Origin of the sequence: Acidovorax sp. JHL-3 (assembly GCF_000526295.1) — a bacterium.
GTDB classification, from domain to species: Bacteria; Pseudomonadota; Gammaproteobacteria; order Burkholderiales; family Burkholderiaceae_C; genus Acidovorax; species Acidovorax defluvii.
In genome coordinates, this window is sequence record NZ_JAFU01000001.1 from 222,401 (window position 1) to 247,535 (window position 25,135).

Annotated in this window: 25 protein-coding genes and 1 pseudogene; 4 read left to right on the forward strand and 22 right to left on the reverse strand. The window is 58.8% G+C overall.

All coding sequences use genetic code 11. The features are described from left to right. Positions 1–27: 27 nt before the first annotated feature. The 18 genes from K226_RS0100995 to K226_RS0101085 all read right to left on the reverse strand — a co-directional run bounded on the left by K226_RS0100995 (position 28) and on the right by K226_RS0101085 (position 18,749). Positions 28–1,941, reverse strand: a complete 1,914-nt coding sequence (locus K226_RS0100995; RefSeq protein WP_035240789.1) for a polysaccharide biosynthesis protein — start codon at positions 1,939–1,941, stop codon at positions 28–30. 26 nt (positions 1,942–1,967) lie between these two features. Next, positions 1,968–3,143 carry a DegT/DnrJ/EryC1/StrS aminotransferase family protein gene (locus K226_RS0101000; RefSeq protein ID WP_024813014.1) on the reverse strand — a complete coding sequence of 392 codons (1,176 nt, stop codon included), beginning with the start codon at positions 3,141–3,143 and terminating at the stop codon, positions 1,968–1,970. 44 nt (positions 3,144–3,187) lie between these two features. Then, complete coding sequence (locus K226_RS0101005; protein ID WP_024813015.1) at positions 3,188–3,820, reverse strand: acetyltransferase; 633 nt, start codon at positions 3,818–3,820, stop codon at positions 3,188–3,190. After that, positions 3,817–4,410 carry a sugar transferase gene (locus K226_RS0101010; RefSeq protein WP_024813016.1) on the reverse strand — a complete coding sequence of 198 codons (594 nt, stop codon included), beginning with the start codon at positions 4,408–4,410 and terminating at the stop codon, positions 3,817–3,819. Before K226_RS0101010 ends, K226_RS0101005 begins: the two co-directional genes overlap by 4 nt. Before the next feature lie 96 nt (positions 4,411–4,506). Beyond that, the gene (locus tag K226_RS0101015; RefSeq protein ID WP_081739303.1) at positions 4,507–5,736 is read right to left on the reverse strand and encodes a glycosyltransferase family 4 protein; all 1,230 of its coding nucleotides are present in this window, start codon (positions 5,734–5,736) and stop codon (positions 4,507–4,509) included. A gap of 34 nt (positions 5,737–5,770) precedes the next feature. Further along, on the reverse strand, positions 5,771–6,850 hold the full coding sequence (locus tag K226_RS0101020) for a glycosyltransferase family 4 protein (protein WP_024813018.1): 1,080 nt from the start codon (positions 6,848–6,850) through the stop codon (positions 5,771–5,773). Then, complete coding sequence (locus tag K226_RS19380) at positions 6,847–7,791, reverse strand: glycosyltransferase family 2 protein (RefSeq protein ID WP_238324184.1); 945 nt, start codon at positions 7,789–7,791, stop codon at positions 6,847–6,849. Before K226_RS19380 ends, K226_RS0101020 begins: the two co-directional genes overlap by 4 nt. A gap of 53 nt (positions 7,792–7,844) precedes the next feature. Further along, the gene (locus K226_RS0101035) at positions 7,845–8,846 is read right to left on the reverse strand and encodes an EpsG family protein (RefSeq protein WP_162150972.1); all 1,002 of its coding nucleotides are present in this window, start codon (positions 8,844–8,846) and stop codon (positions 7,845–7,847) included. Beyond that, positions 8,827–9,921 (reverse strand): glycosyltransferase family 4 protein, encoded by a 1,095-nt coding sequence (locus K226_RS19385; protein ID WP_081739305.1) that lies wholly within the window; start codon positions 9,919–9,921, stop codon positions 8,827–8,829. Before K226_RS19385 ends, K226_RS0101035 begins: the two co-directional genes overlap by 20 nt. Before the next feature lie 37 nt (positions 9,922–9,958). Further along, the gene (locus tag K226_RS0101045) at positions 9,959–11,470 is read right to left on the reverse strand and encodes an O-antigen translocase (RefSeq protein WP_024813021.1); all 1,512 of its coding nucleotides are present in this window, start codon (positions 11,468–11,470) and stop codon (positions 9,959–9,961) included. After that, positions 11,463–12,569, reverse strand: coding sequence for a DegT/DnrJ/EryC1/StrS aminotransferase family protein (locus K226_RS0101050; protein WP_024813022.1), 1,107 nt, complete (start codon positions 12,567–12,569; stop codon positions 11,463–11,465). The genes K226_RS0101045 and K226_RS0101050 overlap by 8 nt, the downstream gene beginning before the upstream one ends. Next, complete coding sequence (locus K226_RS0101055; protein WP_024813023.1) at positions 12,566–13,504, reverse strand: WxcM-like domain-containing protein; 939 nt, start codon at positions 13,502–13,504, stop codon at positions 12,566–12,568. The genes K226_RS0101050 and K226_RS0101055 overlap by 4 nt, the downstream gene beginning before the upstream one ends. An 83-nt stretch (positions 13,505–13,587) precedes the next feature. Then, positions 13,588–14,130, reverse strand: coding sequence for a dTDP-4-dehydrorhamnose 3,5-epimerase (rfbC, locus tag K226_RS0101060; protein WP_024813024.1), 543 nt, complete (start codon positions 14,128–14,130; stop codon positions 13,588–13,590). Further along, a complete protein-coding gene (locus tag K226_RS0101065) occupies positions 14,127–14,942 on the reverse strand; it encodes a KilA-N domain-containing protein (protein ID WP_024813025.1) in 816 nt (271 codons plus the stop codon). The genes rfbC and K226_RS0101065 overlap by 4 nt, the downstream gene beginning before the upstream one ends. Continuing rightward, complete coding sequence (rfbA, locus tag K226_RS0101070) at positions 14,939–15,826, reverse strand: glucose-1-phosphate thymidylyltransferase RfbA (RefSeq protein WP_024813026.1); 888 nt, start codon at positions 15,824–15,826, stop codon at positions 14,939–14,941. Before rfbA ends, K226_RS0101065 begins: the two co-directional genes overlap by 4 nt. Before the next feature lie 22 nt (positions 15,827–15,848). Continuing rightward, on the reverse strand, positions 15,849–16,751 hold the full coding sequence (gene rfbD / locus K226_RS0101075) for a dTDP-4-dehydrorhamnose reductase (RefSeq protein WP_024813027.1): 903 nt from the start codon (positions 16,749–16,751) through the stop codon (positions 15,849–15,851). Next, positions 16,748–17,821 (reverse strand): dTDP-glucose 4,6-dehydratase, encoded by a 1,074-nt coding sequence (gene rfbB / locus K226_RS0101080; RefSeq protein WP_024813028.1) that lies wholly within the window; start codon positions 17,819–17,821, stop codon positions 16,748–16,750. Before rfbB ends, rfbD begins: the two co-directional genes overlap by 4 nt. A 70-nt stretch (positions 17,822–17,891) precedes the next feature. Further along, the gene (locus K226_RS0101085; protein ID WP_024813029.1) at positions 17,892–18,749 is read right to left on the reverse strand and encodes a Wzz/FepE/Etk N-terminal domain-containing protein; all 858 of its coding nucleotides are present in this window, start codon (positions 18,747–18,749) and stop codon (positions 17,892–17,894) included. Positions 18,750–18,984: 235 nt separating this feature from the next. On the opposite strand from K226_RS0101085, the gene K226_RS0101090 reads away from it, so the two are divergent. The 3 genes from K226_RS0101090 to K226_RS0101105 all read left to right on the forward strand — a co-directional run bounded on the left by K226_RS0101090 (position 18,985) and on the right by K226_RS0101105 (position 21,331). Further along, positions 18,985–19,611: a phasin family protein gene (locus tag K226_RS0101090; RefSeq protein ID WP_024813030.1), complete on the forward strand. Its 627-nt coding sequence runs from the start codon at positions 18,985–18,987 to the stop codon at positions 19,609–19,611. 243 nt (positions 19,612–19,854) lie between these two features. Further along, positions 19,855–20,517 (forward strand): TetR/AcrR family transcriptional regulator, encoded by a 663-nt coding sequence (locus K226_RS0101100; RefSeq protein ID WP_024813031.1) that lies wholly within the window; start codon positions 19,855–19,857, stop codon positions 20,515–20,517. Between the two features lie 37 nt (positions 20,518–20,554). Beyond that, on the forward strand, positions 20,555–21,331 hold the full coding sequence (locus K226_RS0101105; RefSeq protein WP_024813032.1) for a hypothetical protein: 777 nt from the start codon (positions 20,555–20,557) through the stop codon (positions 21,329–21,331). Between the two features lie 55 nt (positions 21,332–21,386). On the opposite strand, the gene K226_RS0101110 is transcribed toward K226_RS0101105, so the two are convergent. After that, positions 21,387–22,151: a type III pantothenate kinase gene (locus K226_RS0101110; RefSeq protein ID WP_024813033.1), complete on the reverse strand. Its 765-nt coding sequence runs from the start codon at positions 22,149–22,151 to the stop codon at positions 21,387–21,389. Between the two features lie 214 nt (positions 22,152–22,365). Here K226_RS0101110 and lysM point away from each other — a divergent pair, with 214 nt between their 5' ends. Further along, on the forward strand, positions 22,366–22,851 hold the full coding sequence (gene lysM, locus K226_RS0101115; RefSeq protein WP_024813034.1) for a peptidoglycan-binding protein LysM: 486 nt from the start codon (positions 22,366–22,368) through the stop codon (positions 22,849–22,851). Positions 22,852–22,934: 83 nt separating this feature from the next. Here lysM and K226_RS20115 read toward each other — a convergent pair whose 3' ends face one another. The 3 genes and pseudogenes from K226_RS20115 to K226_RS0101125 form a co-directional block, all read right to left on the reverse strand. After that, positions 22,935–23,372: a rhodanese-like domain-containing protein gene (locus K226_RS20115; RefSeq protein ID WP_238324237.1), complete on the reverse strand. Its 438-nt coding sequence runs from the start codon at positions 23,370–23,372 to the stop codon at positions 22,935–22,937. Further along, a pseudogene (locus K226_RS20120) lies at positions 23,367–24,047 on the reverse strand (MBL fold metallo-hydrolase); the annotation flags it as partial. The pseudogene K226_RS20120 and the gene K226_RS20115, both read right to left, overlap by 6 nt. Before the next feature lie 96 nt (positions 24,048–24,143). Beyond that, positions 24,144–25,127 (reverse strand): M48 family metallopeptidase, encoded by a 984-nt coding sequence (locus K226_RS0101125; RefSeq protein ID WP_024813036.1) that lies wholly within the window; start codon positions 25,125–25,127, stop codon positions 24,144–24,146. Between the last annotated feature and the right edge of the window lie 8 nt (positions 25,128–25,135).

Here is a 25,135-nt window from a genome sequence, read left to right on the forward strand (position 1 = left end):
CAGATGGCTGGCAACGCCCTTGTTGGTCTATGTCTGGATCGCAGAGTTGCTTGCAGGTGGCGGGCTGTAGCCATGCACCAGTTGCGTGAGAATCTTTTTCATCACGGCCACATCGTTCTGCGTAGCAGCCCGTCGCATATCCACCAGCACCGGCGCAAGCTGCGGCCATGCAACGAAATCCTCATGGGCTTTCATGATGCGCGGGTGCGCAGTGGGTTCGGGGTTTTCGCCAATCAGCAACTCTTCATAGAGCTTCTCGCCGGGGCGCAAGCCCACCACCTTGATTTCAATGTCGCCAGTCGGGTTGCGCTCATCGCGCACGGTCAAGCCAGACAGCTGCGCCATGCGCCGGGCCAGGTCCACGATCTTGACGGGCTGGCCCATGTCCAGCACAAACACATCGCCGCCATGCGCCATGGCGCCGGCCTGCAGCACCAACTGCGCGGCCTCAGGGATGGTCATGAAATAGCGGGTGACCTCCTCGTGTGTGACCGTGAGTGGCCCGCCAGCGCGCAACTGCTTGCGAAACAGTGGCACCACGCTGCCACTGCTGCCCAGCACATTGCCAAAGCGCACCATGGCAAACAGGGTGTTGTTGGTGACTTGAGGGCTGTGCGTGCCATCGGGCAAATGAAAGCACACCGACGGGCTTGCCGCCAGCGCCTGCAACACCAGCTCGGCCATGCGCTTGGTGGCGCCCATCACATTGGTGGGGCGAACCGCCTTGTCGGTGGACACCAGCACAAAGTGCGCAACGCCGCTTTCCATGGCGGCGCGGGCCATGTTCAAGGTGCCAAACACATTGTTGAGCACGCCTTCGGAAGGATTGCATTCAACCAGGGGCACATGCTTGTAGGCGGCCGCGTGGTACACCGTGGCGGGCCGATACAGCTTGCAAACCTCGCGCAAGCGCCCAAAGTTGCCCACGCTCGCGATCAAGGGCACCAACTCCACCGGGTGTTGCTGCTCGGCGCACAAGCCTTCCAGCTCTTGGTGGATGGTGTAGAGGCCAAACTCGTTGTGATCCAACAGCACCAGCTGCCGGGGCCGCTCGAGAATAATCTGACGACACAGCTCACTGCCGATACTGCCGCCTGCGCCCGTGACCAGCACCACCTTGTCGGCCAGATTGCGTGCCAGCAAGGTCGAATCAGGTGGCACTGGCGGCCGACCCAACAGGTCTTCGACATCCAGCTCCTGAAAATCCTGAACCGTCACGCGCCCAGATGCCAAATCGCCCATGCCAGGCAAGGTGCGAACGTGCACCGGGAGTGCGCGCAAGCGGTTGATGATTTCATTGCGCCGTGCTCGATCCAGCGCCGGCATAGCCAACAAAATGTCGGTTACGCCCATGCGCTCCACAGCGTCGGGCACATCGCCCGGCTTCATGATGCCTACGCCATTGATGCTTCTTCCGGCTTTTTTCGGGTCGTCGTCAATAAAGCCCAGCAATACAAACTGGCGTGCCACCCCCAAGGCCGAAGCGGTTTGCACCCCCGCCTCACCCGCACCGTAGATCAGCATGCGGCCCACAGCATGCGTCGCCTTGCCCGACCAGCCCGCCAGCCAGAACCGGGCCAACGCGCGGCTGGTGCCGACCAGAAGCAAAAACAGAATGGGCTGAATCAGCCCGACACTGCGCGGCACGCCATCCCATTTGAACCACAACAGTGCCAAAAAGAACAGCAGCGCATAAACCCCCACCGCTTTGGCGATGGTTGCCAGGGCAGCCAACCCCGTGTATCGAAAAATGGCGCGATACAAACCAATGCGAACAAACAGCGGGAAGGCCAACACAGGCGCCAGCAGATAGACATGTCTCTGCTGCAGTTGCGGCAAGCCCGTTTGGTCGATTCGCAAATAGAAAGCGCACCAGACAGATACCAGAGCCAAAACCAGATCAAGCGCAATCACCACCAGGCGCTTGGCGGGCCGGGGCATCGCTAACAGGGGTGGCGCGAACCGACTCAGCGGCATGCCTGCCTCAACACTTCGGCCACCACTTCGCACGTCTTCGCAATTTCTGCGGGAGTCAACGTAGGATGAACCAGTAACATCAAGCTGTTCTCGCCCAATTGGCGCGCCACAGGCAGGCGCTGCGCGGGGCGCCAGCCGGTGTTATCAAAGGCTTTCTCCAGGTAAACCTCGGAGCACGAACCCTGAAAGCACGGCACGCCTTGGGCGTTGACCGCCTCCACGATACGGTCGCGACACCAACCGGGCGCCAGGTGGTCGGACTGCACATACACGTAGCACTTGTAATGTGCATGCACGCTGCCAGTGGGCACGGCTGGCACACGCACCACTGCGTGCGGGCGGCAGGCGGCCCAGATGGCTTCGGCATTTGCGGTTCTCTTCGCCGTCCAGTCGGCTATGCGACGCAACTGAATGCGGCCAATGGCCGCCTGCATCTCAAGCATGCGCCAGTTTGTGCCAAAACCCTCGTGCAACCATCGAAAGCCTGGCGGGTGTTGTCGCTCGTACACCGCCTCGTAGCTCTTGCCATGGTCCTTGAACGACCACATGGCGCGCCACAGGGCCTCATCATTCGTCGTGACCATGCCGCCCTCGCCACCCGTGCTCATGATCTTGTCCTGGCAAAACGACCACGCGCCCACATGTCCAATAGACCCGACACCCCTGTTTTTATATCGCGCTCCATGCGCCTGCGCACAGTCTTCAATCACCTTGAAACCATGCGTTTCTGCCAGCGCCATGATCGGGTCCATATCACAGGGCCAACCGGCCAGATGCACGCAAATCACGGCCTTGGTACGCGGTGTCAGTGCCTTGGCAATGGTGGCGGCCGAGAGATTGCCGCTATCGGCCTCCACATCGGCAAACACCGGTGTGGCGCCGGCATTCACCACACAGGAAACACTGGCAATAAAGGTGCGCGGCGTCACCACCACCTCGTCGCCCGGTCCGACGCCCAGAGCCTTCAGCGCGACATCCAGCGCCAAGGTGCCATTGCTCAACGCGACCGCATGGCGGGTTCCGCACCAGCCGGCGAATTCTTTTTCAAACTCGCGGCATTCTGTACCGGTCCAATAATTGACCTTGTTGGAAAGCAGCACCTGCTGAACAGCATTGGCCTCTTCGGTGGTGAAACTGGGCCAGGGGGAAAAAGGAGTGTTAAGCATTCGAATCTCAATCAATCAAAAACATCGCTGCGACGAATGTCGCTTCACATTGAAGGTGAAGAGCGCGGTGCCGCAGGGCAACCCACCACCATTAGTCCATCGGCAACCGACTTGACCACAACCGCTCCAGCGCCCACCATGACCCCGGCACCAATCGACATGCCCTGCCGCACAGACGCACCCACGCCCACCCAGCTGCAGACCCCCACCTGCACATTGCCGGACAGATGCGCACCGGGACTCACATGCGCGCCATGCGCCAGCCGACAGTCGTGGTCCACCGTGGCGCTGGTGTTGATGATCCCGGCCTCGCCGACCACCGCATCCACGTTGACCACAGCGCCCGCCATTACCACTGTGCCGGCGCCCAAACGGGCATATGGACTCACGCAGGCCGAAGGATGCACCACCGTCGCCAGCCGCGCCCCCGCCGCCTGCAGCGCCTGGTGCTTCTGCCAGCGAACCGCACAGTTGCCAATCGCCACCAGCACACCATCAAACTCCCCGAGACGGGCCATCAGCGCCGCAGTGTCGCCCACCACCGGCCAATGGCCATTGAGCTCGATGCGCGGCCACGCATCGTCAAAGAACACCACCTCGCGCCAGCCCATCGCCAGCGCGGCATCGGCCACCACCTTGCCGTGGCCGCTGGCACCCAACAAGGCCAACCGCTTCATGGCTTGCTGCCCGTGAACTTAGACATCGTCGCCTCACCCGCCGCGCTGATGCCCTCACGCACTAGCACCTTCTTCACGGTCAGCCACAGAATCTTGACATCCAGCCACAGCGAGCGGTGATCCACATACCACACGTCGAGTTTGAACTTGTCGTCCCAGCTCAGCGCATTGCGGCCATTGACCTGCGCCCAGCCGGTGATGCCGGGGCGCACCTCGTGGCGGCGCGCCTGTTCGGGGGAGTAAAGCGGCAGGTATTCCATCAGCAGCGGACGCGGGCCGACCAGACTCATGTCACCCCTAAGCACGTTCCATAACTCGGGAAGTTCATCCAGGCTGGTGGCACGCAAGAAGCGGCCAAAGGCCGTCAAGCGCTCTGCATCCGACAACAAATTGCCGTCGTCCCCGCGCGCATCCGTCATGGTGCGGAACTTGACCATTTCAAACGGCCTTCCGTGCAGGCCAGGCCGCGTCTGGCGAAAAAACACCGGACTGCCAAGCTTGCGGCGTACCTGCCAGATCAAAAACAGGAGCGGTAAGCCCAATACCAGCAAGCATGTACAGGATAAAATCGTGTCAAAAAAACGTTTCACGAGTCAAATCCGAAAATTAGCGGCCCCCGTAGCGCCAAAAGTGGCGCGAGCCAATGTAGCAAGCTCACTCATTACAAAAATGGATTTCTTCACCCGTTAGTCCTTCTGACGAGCAAAAAGAATCTCTTGATAAAACGCCACCATGCGCCCCCAATGTTCCTGACGCTCAAAGCGTTGCTGGATGCGAACTCTTGCTTGCAGCGCCATCTTGCGACGGACAGAAGCAGGCGTATGCATCGCTTGATGCATCGCATCGCCCAAAGCCGGCGCGTCACGCGGTGGCACCAGCCAGCCGTTGTAACCCGGTTCAATCACCTCATTGCAGCCATTGATATCTGTGGCGATGACTGGCAATTCCATGGCTCCCGCCTGCAACACGACATTCGGAAAACCTTCGCGGTAGCTGGGAAGCACTAGAACATCGGCGGCCCGAAGCGCCGCACGAATGTCATTCAAAAAGCCTAACTGGTGCACCCGCGGGTGCGATTTGATTGCAACCAGTGTCGCGGCATCCACCGGTGCGCTCGCATCGACACCGCCGACCAACACCAAATGTGCTGTAGACGGCTGGGCAGCGAAAGCCACCAACAACTCCGCCAGACCTTTGTCCCTGTTCAAGCGCCCCACAAAACAAAACAGGAAGTCCTTGCTCCCAATACCTAACTGTTTCCTTAACTCGATAGCATCATCGCAAACTCCAGGCGCCGTTGGCGTGAAATAAGCCGTATCTACACCGGCAATATTTCCGTAGCCAATCACCCTAAGCGGCTTGCGGGTGATACGAAAGCTCACCAGATCCTTCTTGACGCCGAGCCCCTCTGGAACGATGTGGGTCGCGCACGCACAGATCAATCGGTCCACCCAGACCAACAACTTTTGCCGAAACCCCTGCGCAGTTGGAAAAATAAGCCCGGTAAAGGTATGCACTCGTACAGGTACGCGGCACAAGCAGGCAGCCAACATCGTTACCAAACCGGCTTTCGGGGTATAGGAGTGCACAAGATCTGGGCGCACTCTCCAAAGCACCCACGCCATGCGAACCACAGACACCAAATCACGCAACACACTAATGCCACGCGCCATGGGGACGACATGAATTACAAGTCCTTCACTGTGCGCTACTTGCGAAAGTCCTTCACCCGGGCTAGTTGCCAAGGCAACCTGAAAATAACGCGCCAAATAATGAGGTTGACTCTTAAGAATTGTGGCCAACGTCTCGGGTACCGTTGTAGAAATCAGAACCCGTGCCAATGGGGCTGCTGAAATAGCCTTTGCGAGATTGGATGCCTGGTAATTATTAACAGGCTGTAATTTCTCTTTCAGCATCCTGTACCTTTGACCACGGAGAAGCCATACATAGTCAACGTCCCGCAGCGATCACACGCAATAATTCAACCATTTTGGGTCCAGTCTTCTGAATGCAATAAACATGCTCCACTAGCTGCCGCCCAGCCTGTCCCATTTGCGCGCGCAAAGACTGATCTACCAGCAACTTGCCTAGCGAGGCCACCCATTCATCGGGCGAATTGGCCAAGTACCCGTTATTATCCTGGTGCACAATTTCAGGATTGACGCCCACGCTGGATGCCACGACAGGCAAACCACAGGCCATGTACTGAATCAACTTGTAGCCGCACTTGCCCCGTTCCCAAGAAGAATCCATCAACGGCATCACGCCCACATCGCAGGCTCGAATATTTTCAACTTCGGTGTCTTCTGCCCATGGGATTATCTCCACCTGCACGCCAGGCAGGTCCACCGCGCCGCCGCCAATCACGCGCAAGACAAACGGCTGCTGCTTCGCAAGAATCCGTAACGGCTCACGCAGCAAGTCCAAATAACGTGCCGTAGATGGAGAACCAATCCATACGATGCGTAGCGGTTCATTAACGACCGGCACATTTATCCAGTGAGGGTAGCGATCCAAATCAATCACAGTCGGCACCACTTCCACCCACGGAGCGCCAGCATCGCGAGCGCGTTGCGCAAGATAATTGTTACCGCCTACAACCAGAGCGGCATTCGCCATGAGTCCGTTCAAGCGCCGACCATACAGCCGCCGGATCCAAGCCTGAGGGTGCTGGTCGTATTGGTGAAAAACTGCGTCGTCGTAGTCCAATACATAGGGCACACCACGCAACAGAGCATGTTCTATCCATAAGGGAGCCCAAGGCAATGCCTCTTTTTCAATCCAAAGCACATCAAAATCCAGGCGTTGCAGCAGAGCCCGACAACGGTCTGCATACGCCCCCACTAGCGGCCATAAGCCATAAGCACCGCTCTGATAACGCGCCTGCAACAACTCATCGGACAATAGCGGCCGGATCGTGACCTCTATGCCCGCTTGCTGCAGCCACGGCAGATATTGCAAAAACCGCATACGCGACGATGCGCCCAGGCGTCCGTACTTGGTCAATGCCAACACCTTGTAGGCTTTCACCGTGTTGTTCCTTTAAAAATCCACTGCGGCAACCAACGCCACAACAGACCGTAAGCGGCCCAAGTTTCTTTAAAGTTGGGCCAGGAACGGCGAAGTAGTGCCAGTGCCGACCGAGACAAGGGCTCCACCAAAAGCGTCGCCAGCAGCACCCCCAAGGCACCTAACCATGAGAAGTGCTTGAACGCATATACCAAACGGCTTCGCAGGAAATAGAACAAGCGACGAGCCTTCACCTGATGGGAGGTGCCACCTCCAGCATGAAAAGCTTGAGCTTCAGCCAAAAATACGCTTTTATAACCCGCCTGATGTACACGCAGAGACAAATCCAAATCTTCAAGATAAACAAAAAAATGCTCATCAAAACCATGCAACGACTCAAATAACGTACGGCGTATCAAATAAAAAGCGCCTATCACATGATCAACCACCCGGGTTTTGTCGTGCGGCCAATCCGACATGTGCAAATCCATCTTGGAAAATCCTGGCAGACGGTTAATTCCAGTCGCATGCGCAATGAAAGCTCCCACATACGGAAACCGACTGCAACTGCGTGAAATATGACCTTGCGCATCCACCAACTGGAGACCAACGACGCCCACATCAGCATTCTCCCGTCGTCGCATGAACTCAACAACCGTTTCCAGTGAATCCGCAAAAAGGCGCGCATCAGGATTCAAAAATAGAAGGAACTCGGTCTTCGCAAGCGCCGCACCTTGATTACAAGCAGCGCCGAAACCTTTGTTTTCAAGATTGCGAATTACCTGCAATGGAAAGTGCCATCCGGACGCCTTCGACTCAGCCAAGCTGACAGAATCATCCATGGAAGCATTGTCCACAACAATTACTGACTCTACCCATCCACTATGATAATGATCCACACTCGACAAGACATCAGTTAATTGATTGCCAGAATTCCAATTCACAATAACAATCGAAATCAATCCTAGCTCCTTCGCCCAGACAAAAACACCACGTCATTCAACGACATCAACTATCAATGAAAAAAATCAAGAATTAAATACAAATTAATCGACACGATAATTGAAAAAATAACAAATGCAATGATAGAGATTTTGACCCGAAGGGTGCTCGCAAACCCCTGGCCAACAAAGAGCACCCAAAGCACAGAAAACATCTCCCTCCCACGCGCCGCAACTACAGGGAATTGAATTGCCGCATAAAAAATCGCAAATCCAATCAGCTGCAACACCACGATCCGACGCATCACATCTGTCAGATCACGCCAGAAAAACATTGCAGCGAGAATCATGAAAAACTCAGGCCACATGACAATAGACCAAGGATTAACTACTTCGCCCCCATAGTTCAAGCTCTCATAACTCTGAAAAACCGGCACAAACCCCTCCAGCATCACGACCACATACTGCACGATCACAAACAAGAGAAGAAAAATGCAAAATGGAATAACAAGAGCCTTCTCTCTCTCAACCCTTGGCACAAAAAGAAAAGGAAAGACCATCAACGACGAATAATGAAAAAGGAACGCTGGCACACACATCAAAAGACCATGCCAAGGTCTACCGCTCCAAACAAAGAAACACGCCCCAACAACAAATGCTGCAGCCAAAGCAGCGCGCAACTGAGTCAACTCATGAAGCGGGAATATCTTGAATAGATAAAATACCAACGCAACGAGCGCAAAATATCCAAGAGACATTCGATGAATGAAATATGATTTCAATGCAACCGAAATAAATACCATTACCCCATACACAAAAACATCAACACTCAACGCCTTCACCAGCACGCCCGTCAAATACACGAATGCCGGCTCAAACCTAGTCTCATCAGCTAAGCCCCAAAAGTCATCCCGAGCATCCTGGAAAAAAATTTCATAGTTTTCATAATCAGGACTCAACCCAAAAGGTTGGAACGTTGCGATGAAGAACGCAACAGAAGAGATGATAAAAATAATCACCAAATTTCTACTGAACACGGTATCACCCGGTAAGTTTTTATGACTTAAAAAGTTCAAGGAAATTCTCAGAAACGCGTCCCCACGCGAAAGCGGAAATTGAATTATTTGCTGCATCCAGTTTTCGCTGCATCGCATCGGGCGTCATGGCTTTGATGGACAGTGCAGCGACGGTGATTGCTGCGCTGTCGGCGACAGGAACGATCCAAGAATTATCATTGTCTGCCGGCAAATACCCCGTTGTAACAACAGGAGTTCCACAGGCCATGGCCTCCAGCACTGGATAGTGGCACGCACCAAGCTGCACCGTACCCGGTGCAATCAGGATATCCACAGAACGATAGTATTCAGCTAACTCGCCATCGTTACGCGGGATTACCACTTCAGCCCGATCATGATGCCAGCCTTCAGGCAAGTTTCCAAAAGCAACCTTTAACCGCACATATGGATCAATACGGGCCAGTTCCTCGAAGGCATCTAGGGCATAACGCGTTCCTTTTGATGGTTCGCTTCTGCCAATAACACCCAGTGTCCATGGTTGCGTCGGCCCAAATGAAGGTGGAGACGGACGCCGATAGAAAATCGTCTCATCCACCCCTGGAGGAATCCAATGCTTCGCACGCACACCGCGATATCCTATGTAGATAGGGGCATTTGCAATTTGCCGCAGGGGAAGCTTATAACTCAAAATGGAAAACCACTTTAAAATCAGAGCTTTTTTGCCTTTCTCAAGGGCATAATATTCCGGCTCATAGGCTTGAACATAATAAAACTTTCTAGCCAATCCTACTCGCACCAACGCAACAGGAATTGCTGTAAGCGAATGATTCGCCAAAATAATATCATAACCGGCACCGATATGTTGCAAGGCACGCCACATTCCTCTATAAATAGAAAATGCATTTCCAGACGAAGAAAAACCACCGCCTTTGTTCCGTGAAGTCTTATCCAGAACTCGGCCATTTTTATCAAAATGACGTATTCCGGCCCGAGTTGGAAAATACGGCTCTGCAGATCTTTCGTCAACAAGAAAATCCACCAGGTGTCCATCAGACTGCCAGTGATTCGCTAACTCGGACAATACCCTGTAGCCGCCCGCCGCTCCAAAACCGATCACAGGAATAAGTATTTTCATGAAATTTATGAGATTTTCCGCTGTACTTGACGCGGAATCAAAAAATGCTCTTATCTGATTTTTTTGTTGCAAGAATTCGATTACAAAGGCGACCAATCGGACCCCCTACAACGCCCATATTTGAAAGTCGGACCATTGCATAGATAGCCCAACAGAAAGCGGTCAGTACACCCAAACTTGCGCTAGCAATTAACGACCACATAGCCACCCCCTTGAGCAAGGCGCATACTCCAAAAAGCAAACAAACTTGCCACCAGATGCCAGAAGACCAGCGGAACCCTGTTCTGTGCCTGGCCAACCAATAAACCAACGGCAAATAAACCAGGTACATACCGAGAAAGGCGGCGCCGGTCGCCTCGACACCAAGCCACGGCAGGCCTACCCACGTCAATACCGCAAACACACCAAAGCCGATAGATTCAGTAATTAAAAAAGTCCGCCCATCGCCAGCTGCCAACAGGATGAACCCCAGCGGCCAACTGACAACCTTGAGCACGTCCCCCAAGACTTGCCAACGCAACACGCCGGCGGCGTCATGAAAACGGCTGGAGTACAACAACTCAATCACCCACGGCGTCAGACCTAACATGGCAAGCAGCACCGGCCCGCCCAGTAACAAGGCCACCTCGGTTTGTTCGTTCACCATGCGATTGGTGGCAGCATGATCATGGATAGTGGCGGTAAGGCGGGGGTAATAGTCCGTACCCATGGCAGTTAGAACAAATCCGAGGTAAGTCATGGATATCTGCCACGCCGCCTGGAAATTACCCAACGCCTCCGCCCCCAATTGCCGCTGCACCAGCGTGCGTACCATGAATTGCGTCAAAGTAGCCACCAGCCCCGCCAACATGAACGCAGCCCCCAATTTTGCGAGCGTGCGCCACTGCGCGACTAGCACAGGCCAAGGTGTGGCCGGCGAGCGTACCTTGGGCAAACGTGACACATACCAGTGCCCAAACAGGAAGCTGCACAACGGGGCTGCCAATACAAAAGCCAACAAGCCGTCTGGCCCCCACCACCACAACATCCCCACGCCCAGAACCGTGGACAGCAATGCCGACAGCACACTCACGCGAGCGATGTCACCAATTCGGCGCAAGCCATTTAGTAAAGCGCCTTGGGAACCTGCGGCGACCATGAGCGTTACACCCAAAGCCAGCCAGCCGACGCTGGTTGCCAAAGCGGCATCGCCCAGCACCCGCATGGCCAAGACGTCTCGTAGCGCCCAAACAACGGTGCCCCCCGCCACCGACAATCCCAAGGTACCCCAGAACAAGGCGCGGCGCGCGGCTGCAACGCCCTGCGCGTCCTCGCGGCCCATGGCTTCGGCGATTTGACGCGTACCCACATTACCAAAGCCTAAGCCTGCAACGGTAGTCGCCGTCGCCATCAAACTCTGAAAAAGTCCGATCAAACCTATACCCGATGGTCCTAGCAGCACGGCCGCTACCTTGGTGCGTACCAAACCCACCAAAATGCTCAGTACGGACGCCCCACCAATAATGAAAGAAGAACGCAGTATCTGGCGATAAGACTTTGCGTCAGTCATCTGCCCCCATGCTGAAGAGTAGCGCTGCTGCCACCTGTTGCGCTTGGTTTGCTGGTAGGTGCGGCCCCATCGGCAGGCTCAACACCTGATTCGCCATACGCTCAGCGAGAGGAAAGGCACCCTTCTCCCATTCGGCCTGTGTATAGGCTTTTTGACGGTGCGGGGGAATGGGGTAATGAATTAGCGAACCCACGCCAGCATCAGCCAGCGCCTTGTGCAATGCGTCGCGCTTTGGATGTTGCACCACATACAGGTGCCAGGCTGGCTCTGCCCAATCGGGTACATGAGGCAACGTGAGGCCGCAGCCCGCCAAGCCCTGCTGGTAGCGCGCAGCGATAGCACTGCGGCGGCCGTTCCACTCGTCCAGATGCGCCAACTTCACACGCAGGATGGCGGCCTGGAGTGGGTCCAGCCGGCTGTTGTAGCCTTGCACTTCGTTCACGTATTTCACGCGCGAGCCATAGTTGCGCAAGACGCGGATGCGTTCGGCCAGTTGGGCGTCGTTAGTGGTCACTGCCCCGCCGTCGCCCATGGCGCCCAAGTTCTTGCCGGGGTAAAAGCTCCAGGCCACGGCGTCGCCATGAGCGCCCAAGCGCTGGCCCTTGTAGCGTGCACCGTGGGCCTGCGCCCCGTCTTCGAGCACGCGCAGGCCGTGCTTGCGGGCGATGGCCAGGATGGGGGCCATGTCGGCCGGTTGGCCATACAGGTGCACGGGCAGGATGACCTTGGTCCGGGGCGTGATGGCCGCCTCGATCCGCGCCGGGTCGATGTTGTAGGTGCGTGCATCGGGCTCCACCGGCACCGGCGTCGCGCCGCATTGACTGACAGCCAGCCAGGTGGCGATGTAAGTGTTGCTTGGCACGATGACTTCGTCACCCGGCCCCACATCCATGGCGCGCAGGGCCAAGTGCAGGGCGTCCAGGCCGTTGGCTACGCCTACCGCGTGGGTCGCGCTGCAGTATTGAGCGAAATCCGCCTCGAACTGATCGACCTCGCCGCCTCCAATAAACCAGCCGGAGCTGACAACGCGGGCGATGGCTTCATCTAGCTCCTGTTTCAGTTCCAGGTAAGGGGCTTTCAGGTCAAGAAACGGGATCATGCGGTGGCTCCTGCCAACTGGCGAAATTCAGAATAGTCGCGGATGTAATCGGCGTTGTCGTAATAGTGCGAGGCAAACACCAGCAGCATGGCGTCTGCCGAGTATTTGTACTGGATGCCCCATACCATCGGTGGCAGGTGAATGCCCACATCCGGGCGATCGAGCAGAAACTCCTGGCGGTTGGTGCCGTCATCTGCTACCACGGCGCAACTGCCGCGCACGCAGATAAGGAATTGATGGCATTCCCGGTGCGCATGCTCGCCGCGAGTTTCGACGCTGGGAACGTCAAACACCATGAAATAGCGTTTAGCGGCAAACGGAATGCTTCGATCAAACTCGCCTACTGTCAGGCTGCCGCGAATATCAGCCACACGGGGCAGGCGATGCAGCGTGACACCGTTCACGCGGGTTGCGGACGTGCCCACCTCAGCCTTCGCGGGTGCCGCGCTTGCCTCTTCGCCGCGCGCGGCATCAACATAGCCGACGATCTTGGCCGGGTTGCCAACGACCACCGCATTGGGCGGCACCGAACGGGTGACGACTGCCCCGGCTGCCACCATGGCGTTGCGGCCAATCTCCAGGCCAGGGAGGATCACTGCTCCTGCGCCAATCGAAGCGCCATCGTGAAGGGTGGTAACAAGAAACTTCTCGGGCTTTTTACGGCTGCGGGGAAATCGGTCGTTGGCGAACGAGGCGTTGGGGCCGATAAACACATCATTGCCAACACGCAAACCGTCCCACAGTTGCACACCGCTCTTGACGGTAACGCGGTCGCCGATAACGACGTCGTTTTCGATCAGGCTGTGCGAGCAGATGTTGCAGTCTTGGCCAATCTTGGCTCCGGCAAGAATGACAACAAATTGCCAAAAGCGCGAACCCGCTCCGATATGTTTTGACTGAACATCAGCCAAGGCATGAATAAATGGATCAGTCACAGTGTTTCAATCTGAATTATGTAAAAAACTGCAAATATATTTTGTTCGAAAAAATGCTTTCTTAAGCCAATGAAGCTGTGGAGTCAAAGCGTATCGGCATCGCTTAGCCAACGCCCCAACTGATCTTTAGAGGACAGGCTGGGTTGGACGATCGAAGGCCAATTAATACCAATCACAGGGTCATCCCAGGCAATACAGCGCTCATATTCCGGCGCGTAGTAATCTGTGGTTTTATACAAGAAATCCGCTGACTCGCTTGTAACGACAAACCCATGCGCAAAGCCCGGCGGCACCCACATCTGCCTTTGATTTTCTTCGCTCAACTCCACTCCCACCCACTTCCCAAACGTCGGCGAGTTTTTGCGGATGTCGACCGCCACATCAAACACCGCACCGCGCACCACACGCACCAGCTTGCCCTGGGGCTGCTGAATTTGATAATGCAGGCCACGCAGCACGCCTTTGGCGCTGCGGCTGTGGTTGTCTTGCACAAACTGGTGGTTGGTGCCGGTGGCTTCGTTGAAGGCTTTCTGGTTGAAGCTCTCATAGAAAAAACCGCGCGCATCGCCGAACACCTTGGGCTCGATGATGAGTACGTCTGGGATGGCGGTGGGTGTGACTTTCATTTGAGTTTTCCTGCGGTGTTGAAGCCCATCAAAGAGCGCAATTGGCTAATCGCTAACTCATTGAGTACCATCAGTCGCTCAGCTTGCGCAAGACCTTGCCGAATAAATGCGGCGTTTAAACTTTCGAGATTGGAGAGGACAACGAGTTGCTCAACAGTCGCGCCATCCCGAATATTCCCGGGTTGATTTGGGTTTTTATCGCGCCACTCTTTTGCTGTCATGCCAAATAGGGCGACATTTAGCAGATCGGCTTCTGATGCGTAGATGTAACCGGTTTGCGCTGATGTGATGCTATGCGGGATGATCGTTTCCTTGATCGCATCGGTGTGTATTTTGTAGTTGATTCTGGCCAGGCTGCGCTTGATGTCCCAACCCGACTCAAGCCTTATGGCTTCGTCTTCCTTGAGTCGCTGAAATTCCTTTATCAGGTAGAGCTTGAACTCCGCTGACACCCAGGATGCGAACTCAAAAGCGATATCTCTGTGAGCATAGGTGCCACCGCCGCGCCCTGCGGTACTTTTAATGCCAATTGCTCCTGTAGCCTCTATCCATTTATTGGGCGATAAAGTGAAGCTGTTGGAGCCAGCTTGAAGTCTAAAGGAGTCGAATTCGACCCCTTTAAAGGCGGCGTTGTTGATCTTTTCCCACAACCCCAGGAACTCAACTGTGGCGCGGTTACGAAGCCAATTTTTGACGACATCCTTTGGTTCATCGGGATTTCGAACGCGTGCAATATCAGTCAACGAGATGTAATCATCGTCATGGACTCTGGTCAGCGACACGAGGGTGTCTTGAACGACCAGCTTTTTCAAAGCTGAACCCCTTCATTTAACAAGCGCTGCAGGTACTGGCCGTAGCCATTTTTGGCCAACGACATGGCCAGCTTTTCAAGCTGCTCGGACGTGATGAAGCCATTGCGCCATGCAATCTCTTCCGGGCAGGCGATCTTCAGGCCCTGGCGGTGCTCCAGCGTGGCGATGAACTGGCCGGCTTCGAGCAAGCTGTCATGCGTGCCGGTGTCGAGCCAGGCGTAGCCGCGCTGCATGATCTGCACGTTGAGCTGGCCCAGATCCAGATAGGCCTGGTTGACGGCGGTGATTTCGAGCTCGCCCCGGGCGCTAGGTTGGACGGCCTTGGCGATGTCCACCACCTGGTTGTCATAGAAGTACAGGCCGGTGACGGCGTAGTTGCTCTTGGGCTTGAGCGGCTTTTCTTCGATGCTGCTGGCCTTGCCGGTGGCATCGAAGGCCACCACGCCGTAGCGTTCGGGGTCTTGCACATGGTAGGCAAAGACTGTGGCGCCGCTGGTTTTAGCATCGGCCTCGGCCAGCAAGGGGGCAAAGTCGTGGCCGTGAAAGATGTTGTCGCCCAGCACCAGAGCGCTGGGCTGGTTGCCCACGAACTTGTCGCCAATGATGAAGGCCTGAGCCAGACCATCGGGGCTGGGCTGCACCGCGTATTGCAGGTTCATGCCCCATTGGCTGCCATCGCCCAGCAGTTGTTCAAAGCGGGGGGTGTCTTGCGGGGTGCTGATGATGAGCACGTCGCGGATTCCGGCCAGCATCAGGGTGCTGAGCGGGTAATAGATCATGGGCTTGTCGTACACCGGCAGCAGCTGCTTGCTGATGGCCAGCGTGGCCGGGTGCAGGCGGGTGCCGGAGCCGCCGGCGAGGATGAGGCCTTTGCGTTGGGTCATGACTTGGATCGTTCTCGGTATTTCAAAGGATTTCGGCCAGCACGCGGTCCACGCCCTGCTGCCAGGGCGGCAGGCGCAGGCCAAAGGTGGCTTGCAGCTTGGCCGTGTTCAGGCGCGAGTTGTGCGGGCGCCTGGCGGGCGTGGGGAAAGCGCTCGTGGGCACGGGGGCCACTTCTTTTGCTACCAACTCAATAGCTGGTTGCGCCTGCGCTGCTTGGGCCAGAACATGTTTTGCATAAGAATTCCAGCTGGCGTGGCCGCTGGCGGCCAGGTGGTAGATGCCTGCCTCGTCGTGCGGACCGACTGGGCGCTGCTGCACCTGGCGGATGGCGTGGGCCGTGACATCGGCTATCAGCTCGGCGCCGGTGGGCGCGCCCCATTGGTCGTCAATCACGGTCAAGCGCTCGCGTTCACGCGCCAGGCGCAGCATGGTTTTGGCGAAGTTGCCGCCGCGCGCGGCATAGACCCAGCTGGTTCGGAAGATCAGGTGCTTTGGGCAGTGCTGGGCGATCAGTTGCTCGCCTTCAAGCTTGGTATGGCCATACACGCTGAGCGGTGCGGGCGTGTCGGTTTCCACCCAGGGCTGGCTGCCGCTGCCGTCAAACACGTAGTCGGTGGAGTAATGCACCAGCCAGGCGCCCAGTTGGTGAGCTTCTTGCGCCAGCACGCCGGGGGCGGTGGCGTTGATGAGGCGGGCCAGTTCGGGCTCGCTCTCGGCCTTGTCCACGGCGGTGTGGGCGGCGGCATTGACGATAACGGAGGGCCGCAGGCGCTGCACGGTCTCACGCAGCCCGGTCAGGTTGCCCAGATCGCCACAGAAATCGGTGCTGTGCCGGTCCAGCGCGGTCACTTCGCCCAGCGGGGCCAGGCTGCGCTGCAGCTCCCAGCCCACCTGGCCGTTTTTGCCGAGCAGGAGGATTTTCATGCCTCAGCCGTGCCTGCGTACTGGGTCTGCACCCAGTCGCGATAGGCGCCACTTTGCACATTGGCCACCCACTCGGGGTGGGCCAGGTACCACTGCACTGTCTTGCGGATGCCGGTGTCAAACGTTTCGGCGGGCTTCCATCCAAGGTCGCGCTCGATCTTGCTGGCGTCGATGGCGTAGCGGCGGTCGTGGCCGGGGCGGTCTTTGACGTAGCTGATTTGCGTGTTGTAGCTGGCGCCGTCGGCCCTGGGGCGCAGTTCGTCGAGCAGCGCGCAGACGGTGTTGACGATACCGATGTTGGGTTTTTCGTTCCAGCCGCCGATGTTGTACACCTCGCCCAGTTTGCCTGCTTCCAGCACGCGGCGGATCGCGCTGCAGTGGTCTTTGACGTACAGCCAGTCCCGGATCTGCATGCCGTCACCATATACCGGCAGCGGCTTGCCGGCCAGGGCGTTGACGATCATCAGCGGGATGAGCTTTTCGGGGAAGTGGTAGGGGCCGTAGTTGTTGCTGCAGTTGGTGGTCAGCACCGGCAGGCCGTAGGTGTGATGGTAGGCGCGCACAAGGTGGTCGCTGGCGGCCTTGCTGGCACTGTAGGGGCTGTTGGGCTCGTAGCGGTGCTGCTCGGTAAAAGCCGCATCGCCGGCGCCCAGCGAGCCATACACCTCGTCGGTAGAGACATGCAGCAAGCGGAAAGCTGCCTTGACTCCGGCCGGCAAGTTGCCCCAGTAGGCGCGCACGGCTTCCAGCAAGCGAAAGGTGCCGACGATGTTGGTCTGGATGAAGTCGTCGGGGCTGTGGATGGAACGGTCCACATGGCTTTCGGCGGCAAAATTGATGACGGCACGCGGCCGGTGCTGGGCCAGCAGGCGGGCCACCAGGGCGTTGTCGCCAATGTCGCCCTGCACAAAAATGTGCCGGTCATCGCCTTGCACCGATGCCAGGGTTTCCAGGTTGCCCGCGTAGGTCAACTTGTCCAGGTTGACGACAGGTTCTTGCGATTGCGCCAGCCAATCGAGGACGAAGTTGGCGCCAATAAAGCCTGCCGCTCCGGTGATGAGAATGGTCATAAATTCACGGATTGAAATAAACGAATGCCAAATTTGAGGATAACCCCTCAACTCAGGATTGCTTGCGCGACTATCGCAGCGCCAATGCTCGCCGAATACGGGCCATCTTGCTGGCAGCACCTGCATCTTTGGCCGCGCCGCGCACGGCCTGGCGCACAAAAACAAAAAGCATCAGCGCCAACCCAGCGGCCAGTGTGGCGCCAATGGCAATCAGGCCTTTCTTGGGTTTGCTGGCTTTTTCGGGAAGCGTGGGCGCCTGGATGAGCTGGGCGTCGGTCAAGCCCTCCAGCTGGGCCTGAAGCGCAGCCACTTGATTCTGTGCGGCGGCAGCCACGTTGAGCAGCTCGGCGTAACCACGCGCCGACTCGGTGCTGCCGGCGGCGCCGTTGGACTCCATGCGCTTGAGCAGGGCGCCTGCGGCGTCTTCGGCGCTCTTGGTGCGTGCCTTCGCATCCTTCAGCTGGATTTCAAGCCGCGTCAGATCGCTCCCCTTGGGTCGGCTTTGCACATAGGCTTGCTGGAGTACGGCGTTGGCAATAGCCTGGGCCTGTTGCGGTGCGGGGGCTGAAACTGTGAGGGTGAGCAGTTTGTCATTGCGCCCCACCGACACCTTGATTTGCTCGCGCAATAGCTTGCGAGCTTCTTCAGCCGAATCCACTTTGGTTAAACCCAGGTCGGCGGCTACCGGATCCAACACAGAAGCGGTGGTCATCAAGCTGGCGGTGGCCTGTTCTACTTTAAGTACCGCGATGCTCTCAAACGTTTGAGGCACGATGTAGGCGATGCCCAAAGCGCAAATGCCCACGAACAAGGGGCCAAGAATCAGCAGCTTGATGTTTTCTGCAAGCGTTAACAGGATGTCGAGCAGGTCGATTTCTTGTTGTTGTACAGGCTGAATGGTTTCGCTGGTGTGGTGAGACTGTTCCATGAAGGCTCGTTGGGTACTTGTAATAAGGCTCATTGTAAGTAGCGTACGTTTTCGCAGCTGTTACGGAATACCTCAGCCAATGGTGCGAGAACCACTGCTCGTATGCCACTTGGGTGCACCACTGCACTTTTAGGAGCACACCCCTACACCGGCCGCCCCACGCGGCGTAAAGTGCATTTTGTGTGCCAGCGGCAAGGGGCCCTGGCAACCCACCCCTACCCATTCCGGAGTCCCCATGGCCAAAAAAATGCAAAAGACCAGCAACGACAAAAAGCAGAGCAATGCCCAACTGTCCAGCACCGTCAAGGATTCGGCGCAGCAAATCTGGCTGGCGGGCCTGGGGGCCTTCTCGAAGGCGCAGGAAGAAGGTGGCAAGGTGTTTGAAGCCCTGGTCAAGGAAGGCATGACCATTCAGCGCAAGACGCAGGCCGTGGCCGAAGAGAAGATTACTGAAGCCACCAACCGCATGACGCACATGGCCAGCGACATCGGCTCCAAGGCCCAGGGGCAGTGGGACAAGCTGGAGAACATTTTTGAAGAGCGTGTGGCCAAGGCCCTCGGCAAGCTGGGTGTGCCCTCGGCCCGCGACATCGAGGCGCTGCATGCACGCATCGAGGCGCTGACCAAGGCTGTGGGCAAATCCGCAAGCGCAAAGACCACGGCGAAGCCGGCAGCCAAGACCGCCGCCATAGCCAAACCTGCCGCACCGTTGGCAACCAAGGCCGCCCCGCGCAAGGCAGCCGCCAAGCCCGCAGCCAAGCCCGCCGTGAAAGCGGCTGCCGCCAAAAAGGCCGCTGCAAAGCCGCGCACGCCTGCGGCCCCCAAGGCCGTTGCTGCGCCAGACACACCCTTAGGCAACTGAGCACACTGCAGGCACACCGGGCCCATCCCTGGGGCCACGCGCCTGGGTCAAAGCGACTGACACGCCCGTGCGTGCAGTCGCTTTTTTCTTGCCTCCTCCATGCGCCACCGCAGCGTGGCAACCGGGCCGATGCGCCCGCAAGCGGCACCAGCGCTGCGCCTCGATGCTGCATTGCAGCAAATGCAGCTCGGTTAGAGTAGCCACAAGAGAGCAAGAAACAACGACATCAAAGGGCATGCATCCATGGTGAAGAAAGCGCCGCGCCGCACTGCCGAACGCATCCTGGAAGCATCGCTGGACCTGTTCAACCGGTTTGGCGAACCCAACGTTTCCACCACGCTCATCTCGGCCGAGCTGCGCATCAGCCCCGGCAATCTTTACTACCACTACCCGGCCAAGGACGAGCTCATCAATGCGCTCTTTGACCGGTATGAACACGCGCTGAACGAATTGCTGGGTGCCGGCGACAGCGTGCGCAATGTGGAGGACGCCTGGTTTTTCATGCACACGCTGTTTGAAATCATCTGGCAATACCGCTTTTTGTACCGCGATCTCAATGACTTGCTGTCCAAGAACCGCCGGCTAGAAACACATTTCCAGACCATCCTGAAAAGCAAGACCCGCGCGGTGCGAGCCATGCTTGACGGCATGGGCCGTGCAGGCGCCTTGCGCATCGAAGCGAGCGACCAGAAGGCCACGGCCACCAGCATGGTGGTGGTGCTGACCTATTGGCTCAGCTTCGAATATGTGCAGGACCCACGCCACGCACTCGAGCCCGAGAGCGCCCAGGCCGCAATGCAGCGGGGAGCGCACCATGTGCTCACCTTGCTCATGCCGTATCTGGAAGACGGACAACGGGCGCATCTGCAGCACATCGTGGCCGCCTACGCGCCAGCAAATGGCTAAACGCCAAGCGCAACAACCCCTACCGAGGAGATACACCATGGCCCGATGGACCCCTTTCCCCCATGCTGGTGACTACCGGTTTGATGTGGCCAGCGTGAAGAACCTGTGGAGCCAGCTGCACTGCGGCGATGCCGAGCCCTGCCCCCACGATGCCGTGGCGCTGCAGGCCTGGGCCCTGTACCACAACGGCGAATTTGAGCAAGCGGCGGCAGCGGGCCTGGGCGCAGGCGGGCCGGGCATCACGGTGGCCAACAAGGCCACCGCAATTTACGCCAACTACCTTGAGCCCAAGGAAAAAACCCGCCTTGATCTGTTCATGCAGGTGGCCGAGCGCGCCCAAGCCCAGGCGGTCCAGGAGCCAGCCAACGCCAACGCTTGGTACTGGCATGCCTACGCACTGGGCCGCTACAGCCAGGGCATCAGCGTGGGCAAGGCGCTGGCACAAGGGCTGGGCGGCAAGGTCAAGAATGCGCTGGAGACAGCCATTGCCCTGTCGCCCCGACATGCCGATGCCCGGATTGCACTGGGCACCTTCCATGCCGAGGTGATCGACAAGGTGGGCGCGCTGATTGGCGGTATGACCTATGGTGCCAAGAAAGACACAAGCCTTCAGTTGTTTCAGGAAGCGCTGCGGATCCACCCGGGCTCAGCCATTGGCATGATCGAATATGCCAACGCGCTGGTGATGCTGGAAGGCGAGCCAAAAATGCAGCAGGCCACGCAGCTATATGAGCAGGCTGCTGCCTGTGAGCCCCGGGATGCGCGAGAGCGCCTCGACGTGGAAATGGCGCGCGTCGAACTGGAAGCAGACTGAAAGCATGGGCCAGCGCACCCGGTGCGGTGCAGTGGCAAGGCCCGGAGTGACTGGCTCAGCCGAAACGCCGTGCGGCGATCTCCAGCAGGCCGTCAAAAATCAGGTTGTCCACCAGCTCAAATGGGCGCGTCATGCTGGGCGCCATTTTCCAGCCGGCACCACCGGTCATGACGCACGCCGGCTCGGCGCCGCAGTGGGCAATGACATGCTGCACCATGCGCTCGACCGCCCCGGCAATGGCATAGGTGCCGCCGCTGGTCAAAGCATCGCTGGTGTTGGTGGGAAAAAGGCGCACCTCGCCCGTTGGCACATGCAGGCCGGCCGTGCCGGCCTCCAGGGCGCGCAGCATGATGCCGTGGCCGGGCAGGATCAGGCCGCCCAGAAAGCGCCCTTCTGTGTCGATGCATTCCACGGTGACCGCCGTGCCCACCATCACCACCACGATGGGGCGCGCGGGGCCCTTTGCCAGCACATGGTGGCGCGCACCGATCATGGCCACCCAGCGGTCCGAGCCCAGACGTGAAGGGTAGTCGTACCCGTTGGTGACACCGGCCTCCTGCGCAGACGACACCACCCATTGCGCCGGCACATCCCACAGTTCCATCTGGTCTTGCACGCGGCGTTTGACGGCATCGCCCGCCACCACGCACCCCAGCATGCGGCTGGGCGCCGACAGTTGCGCCCACGAGCCTTCGGCCAGGCGGTCGATGTGATCCAGGAACTCGGCGCCGTGCGCCAGCAACGCAGCGCCCGGGCGGTGAGCGTCGTACAACGCCCATTTGAGACGCGTGTTGCCGACGTCGATGGCCAAAAATGTCATGCGGCGCATTATCCAGAGTTTTTATTCTCCCCATTTGCACTTTTCGCAGGCAAGGTCGGCACCCCAGCCCAGCCACCCGCACTGGGCGCGTGGCGACAAGCAGCAAGGCCGGTACGACGGGTGCGCACGAGATCAGGCACTTGTCTGACATGGCGCGCAGCACCTGTTGGACTACAGTAACCGTTCAATACTTTGCAACCACAGGAGAATCGACATGGGTTTATTCAGTTTCATCAAAGAAGCGGGCGAAAAACTTTTTGGCGGCAAGGACGCAGAGGCGGCAACGCTAAACAACCCCGCGGCCACCGAAGAACTCAACGCCAAGGCGGCCAAGGCCATCGAGACCTACATCGCATCGCAGAACCTGGGCGCCAGCAACGTGCAGGTGGCGTTTGACGGCGCGCAGGGCAAGGTCACCGTAAAAGGCACGGCACCCACGCAATCGGCCAAGGAAAAAATCACCCTGTGCTGCGGCAACGTGGCCAATGTCACCAGTGTGGACAACCTGATGGATGTGACCAATCCCGAGCCCGAAGCCCAGTACCACGACGTGGTGCGCGGCGATACGCTCTCGGCCATTGCCAAGAAGTTCTATGGCGATGCCAACAAGTACCCGCAGATCTTCGAGGCCAACAAGCCCATGCTGACGCACCCCGACAAGATTTACCCCGGTCAGAAACTGCGCATTCCGCCCGTTTAAGGGCCCTGGGGCGCTTCAGCCTCTCAAGAAAAAAGCGGGCCCCTCCAACCGGAGGTGCCCGCTTTTTCATGGAGCAGCGCCGTTCAGCCTTGGCGCCAGGGCAGTCCCTGCCTGCGCCAGCCGCCCTTTTTGCCGCGCTGCGCATGGCTGTCGGGGTCGCCCTCAAAGCCTTCGAGAATGTTGTAGGCGGTGATGCCCAGGTCGGTCGCGCGGCGCGCGGCGGCCACCGAGCGCACGCCGCTGCGGCACAGCAGCACGGCGCGGCCACCTTCGGGCACGGCGGCGCGCAACTGTGCGTCGAAATCGGCATTCATCACCATGCCGGGCCATTGCTTCCAGGCCACGGCAATGGCGCCGGGCACCTGCCCTACCCATTCGCGCTCGGCATCGCTGCGCACATCGATCAGCACGGCCTGCCCGTCCTGCACCCATTGCCACGCCAGATGGGCCGACACATCACCCGCATAGCCCTCTGCTGCGCGGGGTGCCTGCAGGGTGGCGCCATCGGCATCGTGCCGCAGACCCGAGTGTTGGTTGGCGGGCACCGCCTCGTCGATGCGGCGCGGGCGCGGCAGGTGCAGCGACTCCATCAGCGCCACAAACTCGGCCTGGCTGCGCCCGGCCACGCGGGCGTTGCCGGCCTTTTCGGCGCCGATGGTGGAGTGGCTGCGCCCGTTGTAATCGTGGCCGGGCCAGACGGTGGTGCCCTCGGGCAAGGCAAACAGCACGCCGGTGATGCTGCGGTAAAGGTCGGCCGCGCTGCCCGACTGGAAATCGGTGCGGCCGCAGCCGTTGATGAGCAATGCGTCACCCGTAAAGACATGGTCGCGCCACAGGTACGACATGCTGCCCGCCGTGTGGCCGGGGGTGTGCAGGGCGCGCAGGGTTTCGCCGCCAAAGGTCAGCGTCTCGCCGTCGAGCAATTGCACCGCCGCCGTGCCAATGCCGCAGCCCGCAGGCACCGCCGTGCGCGCACCGGTGTGTTCGGCCAGGCGGCCCGCGCTGGTGATGTGGTCGGCATGGGCGTGGGTCTCCAGGGCCCAGCGCAGCGTGAGGTGGTGCGACTGCAGCACCGCCAGATCGCGGTCGAGCTGCTCGTCCACCGGGTCGATGATCAACGCATCGCGCGTGGCGGCGTCGTGCAGGATGTAGGTGTAGGTGCTGGAAGCAGGGTCGAACAGCTGCAGGGGAATCATGGTGGGCATCCAGGCAATGAGATTCAGGCGGAACGGATCGTCATTTTGCCGCGCACTGCCCTGGCCTTCAACCGCTTGCCGCGCATCCGTGCGCGCTTATTCCCACAGCGGTGCCGGTTGTTCGCGCAGCGCGTGGCGCAGCACCGGGTAGTCGGGCACCACCGTGGCCACGGTGCCCCAAAAGCGCGGGCTGTGGTCCATCACGCGCAGGTGTGCCAGCTCGTGCGCCACCACGTAGTCGATGATGGCCGGGCGGTAGTGCAGCAGGCGCCAGTTCAGGCGGATGGAGCCGTCGGCCTTGGCACTGCCCCAGCGGGTCTGGGCGCTGGACAGGCGCAGGCTGGTCCAGCGCACATCAAGCAGTGGCGCGAAATGGTCGAGCCGGGCGGTGAAATGGCGGCGCGCATCGCGCATCAGCCAAGCCTGCACAGCATCGCGGATCTGCGCCGGGCTGGCGCTGTGGGGCAGGCCGATGCGCAGGCTCGTGCCCCCGGCGTCTTCGCTGCCGCCGTGCAAGGCGCCGCCCTTGCCAATAAAACCGTGGGTGGGGTCCAGCACCACGGTCAGCGCCTCGCCCAGGTAGGGCAGTTGCGCGCCATGGGCCCAGGCAATGCGACCGCCTTCCATGCGCTGCTGGCGTTCGCGCGACTCGTTCAGTTTGCGCAGAATCCAGCCCGATTTTTCGCGCAGCGCCGCGTCCACGGCCGAGAGCGTGACCCAGCTAGGCGCCCGCACGGCCAGGCCATCGGCGCCAACCGTGAAGCCGATGCTGCGCCGGCGCACGCGCTGCAGCGCATAGGCCACCACAGCATCGCCCAGCAGCACCTCGCGGCTGGCCTGGGGGTGACGGAACTCGGTGGGGGACAGCAGCGACGCCAAAGCAGGCGCCGGCGGAGCGGCGGGAAGCGCCATGATCGCTCCTGTTTCAGGAGCTGATTGCGCTTTATCGACAAGGCCTACGGGCAGTTTTTGCTTGATTTCCTGCGCCGCTGAACCCGCATCCGTGGGCAAGGCGCCGACCACCCGCTCCGGCCCGGGCGGGTCGAACAGGTCGAGCGCCAGTTGCACCAGCCGCTGCATCATGGCGC

Bases quoted from the DNA above. Each gene is read 5' to 3' on its own strand.
- rfbD (WP_024813027.1), bottom strand. From the start codon at position 16,751: ATGAAAATCCTCCTGCTCGGCAAAAACGGCCAGGTGGGCTGGGAGCTG.
- rfbC (WP_024813024.1), bottom strand. From the start codon at position 14,130: ATGAAAGTCACACCCACCGCCATCCCAGACGTACTCATCATCGAGCCC.
- K226_RS0101050 (WP_024813022.1), bottom strand. From the start codon at position 12,569: ATGATCCCGTTTCTTGACCTGAAAGCCCCTTACCTGGAACTGAAACAG.
- K226_RS0101000 (WP_024813014.1), bottom strand. From the start codon at position 3,143: ATGCTTAACACTCCTTTTTCCCCCTGGCCCAGTTTCACCACCGAAGAG.
- K226_RS19385 (WP_081739305.1), bottom strand. From the start codon at position 9,921: ATGAAAATACTTATTCCTGTGATCGGTTTTGGAGCGGCGGGCGGCTAC.
- K226_RS0100995 (WP_035240789.1), bottom strand. From the start codon at position 1,941: ATGCCCCGGCCCGCCAAGCGCCTGGTGGTGATTGCGCTTGATCTGGTT.
- K226_RS0101110 (WP_024813033.1), bottom strand. From the start codon at position 22,151: ATGACATTTTTGGCCATCGACGTCGGCAACACGCGTCTCAAATGGGCG.
- K226_RS0101045 (WP_024813021.1), bottom strand. From the start codon at position 11,470: ATGACTGACGCAAAGTCTTATCGCCAGATACTGCGTTCTTCTTTCATT.
- K226_RS0101015 (WP_081739303.1), bottom strand. From the start codon at position 5,736: ATGCTGAAAGAGAAATTACAGCCTGTTAATAATTACCAGGCATCCAAT.
- K226_RS0101090 (WP_024813030.1), top strand. From the start codon at position 18,985: ATGGCCAAAAAAATGCAAAAGACCAGCAACGACAAAAAGCAGAGCAAT.
- lysM (WP_024813034.1), top strand. From the start codon at position 22,366: ATGGGTTTATTCAGTTTCATCAAAGAAGCGGGCGAAAAACTTTTTGGC.
- rfbA (WP_024813026.1), bottom strand. From the start codon at position 15,826: ATGACCCAACGCAAAGGCCTCATCCTCGCCGGCGGCTCCGGCACCCGC.
- K226_RS0101105 (WP_024813032.1), top strand. From the start codon at position 20,555: ATGGCCCGATGGACCCCTTTCCCCCATGCTGGTGACTACCGGTTTGAT.
- K226_RS0101085 (WP_024813029.1), bottom strand. From the start codon at position 18,749: ATGGAACAGTCTCACCACACCAGCGAAACCATTCAGCCTGTACAACAA.
- K226_RS0101100 (WP_024813031.1), top strand. From the start codon at position 19,855: ATGGTGAAGAAAGCGCCGCGCCGCACTGCCGAACGCATCCTGGAAGCA.
- K226_RS0101005 (WP_024813015.1), bottom strand. From the start codon at position 3,820: ATGAAGCGGTTGGCCTTGTTGGGTGCCAGCGGCCACGGCAAGGTGGTG.
- rfbB (WP_024813028.1), bottom strand. From the start codon at position 17,821: ATGACCATTCTCATCACCGGAGCGGCAGGCTTTATTGGCGCCAACTTC.
- K226_RS0101125 (WP_024813036.1), bottom strand. From the start codon at position 25,127: ATGCAGCGGCTGGTGCAACTGGCGCTCGACCTGTTCGACCCGCCCGGG.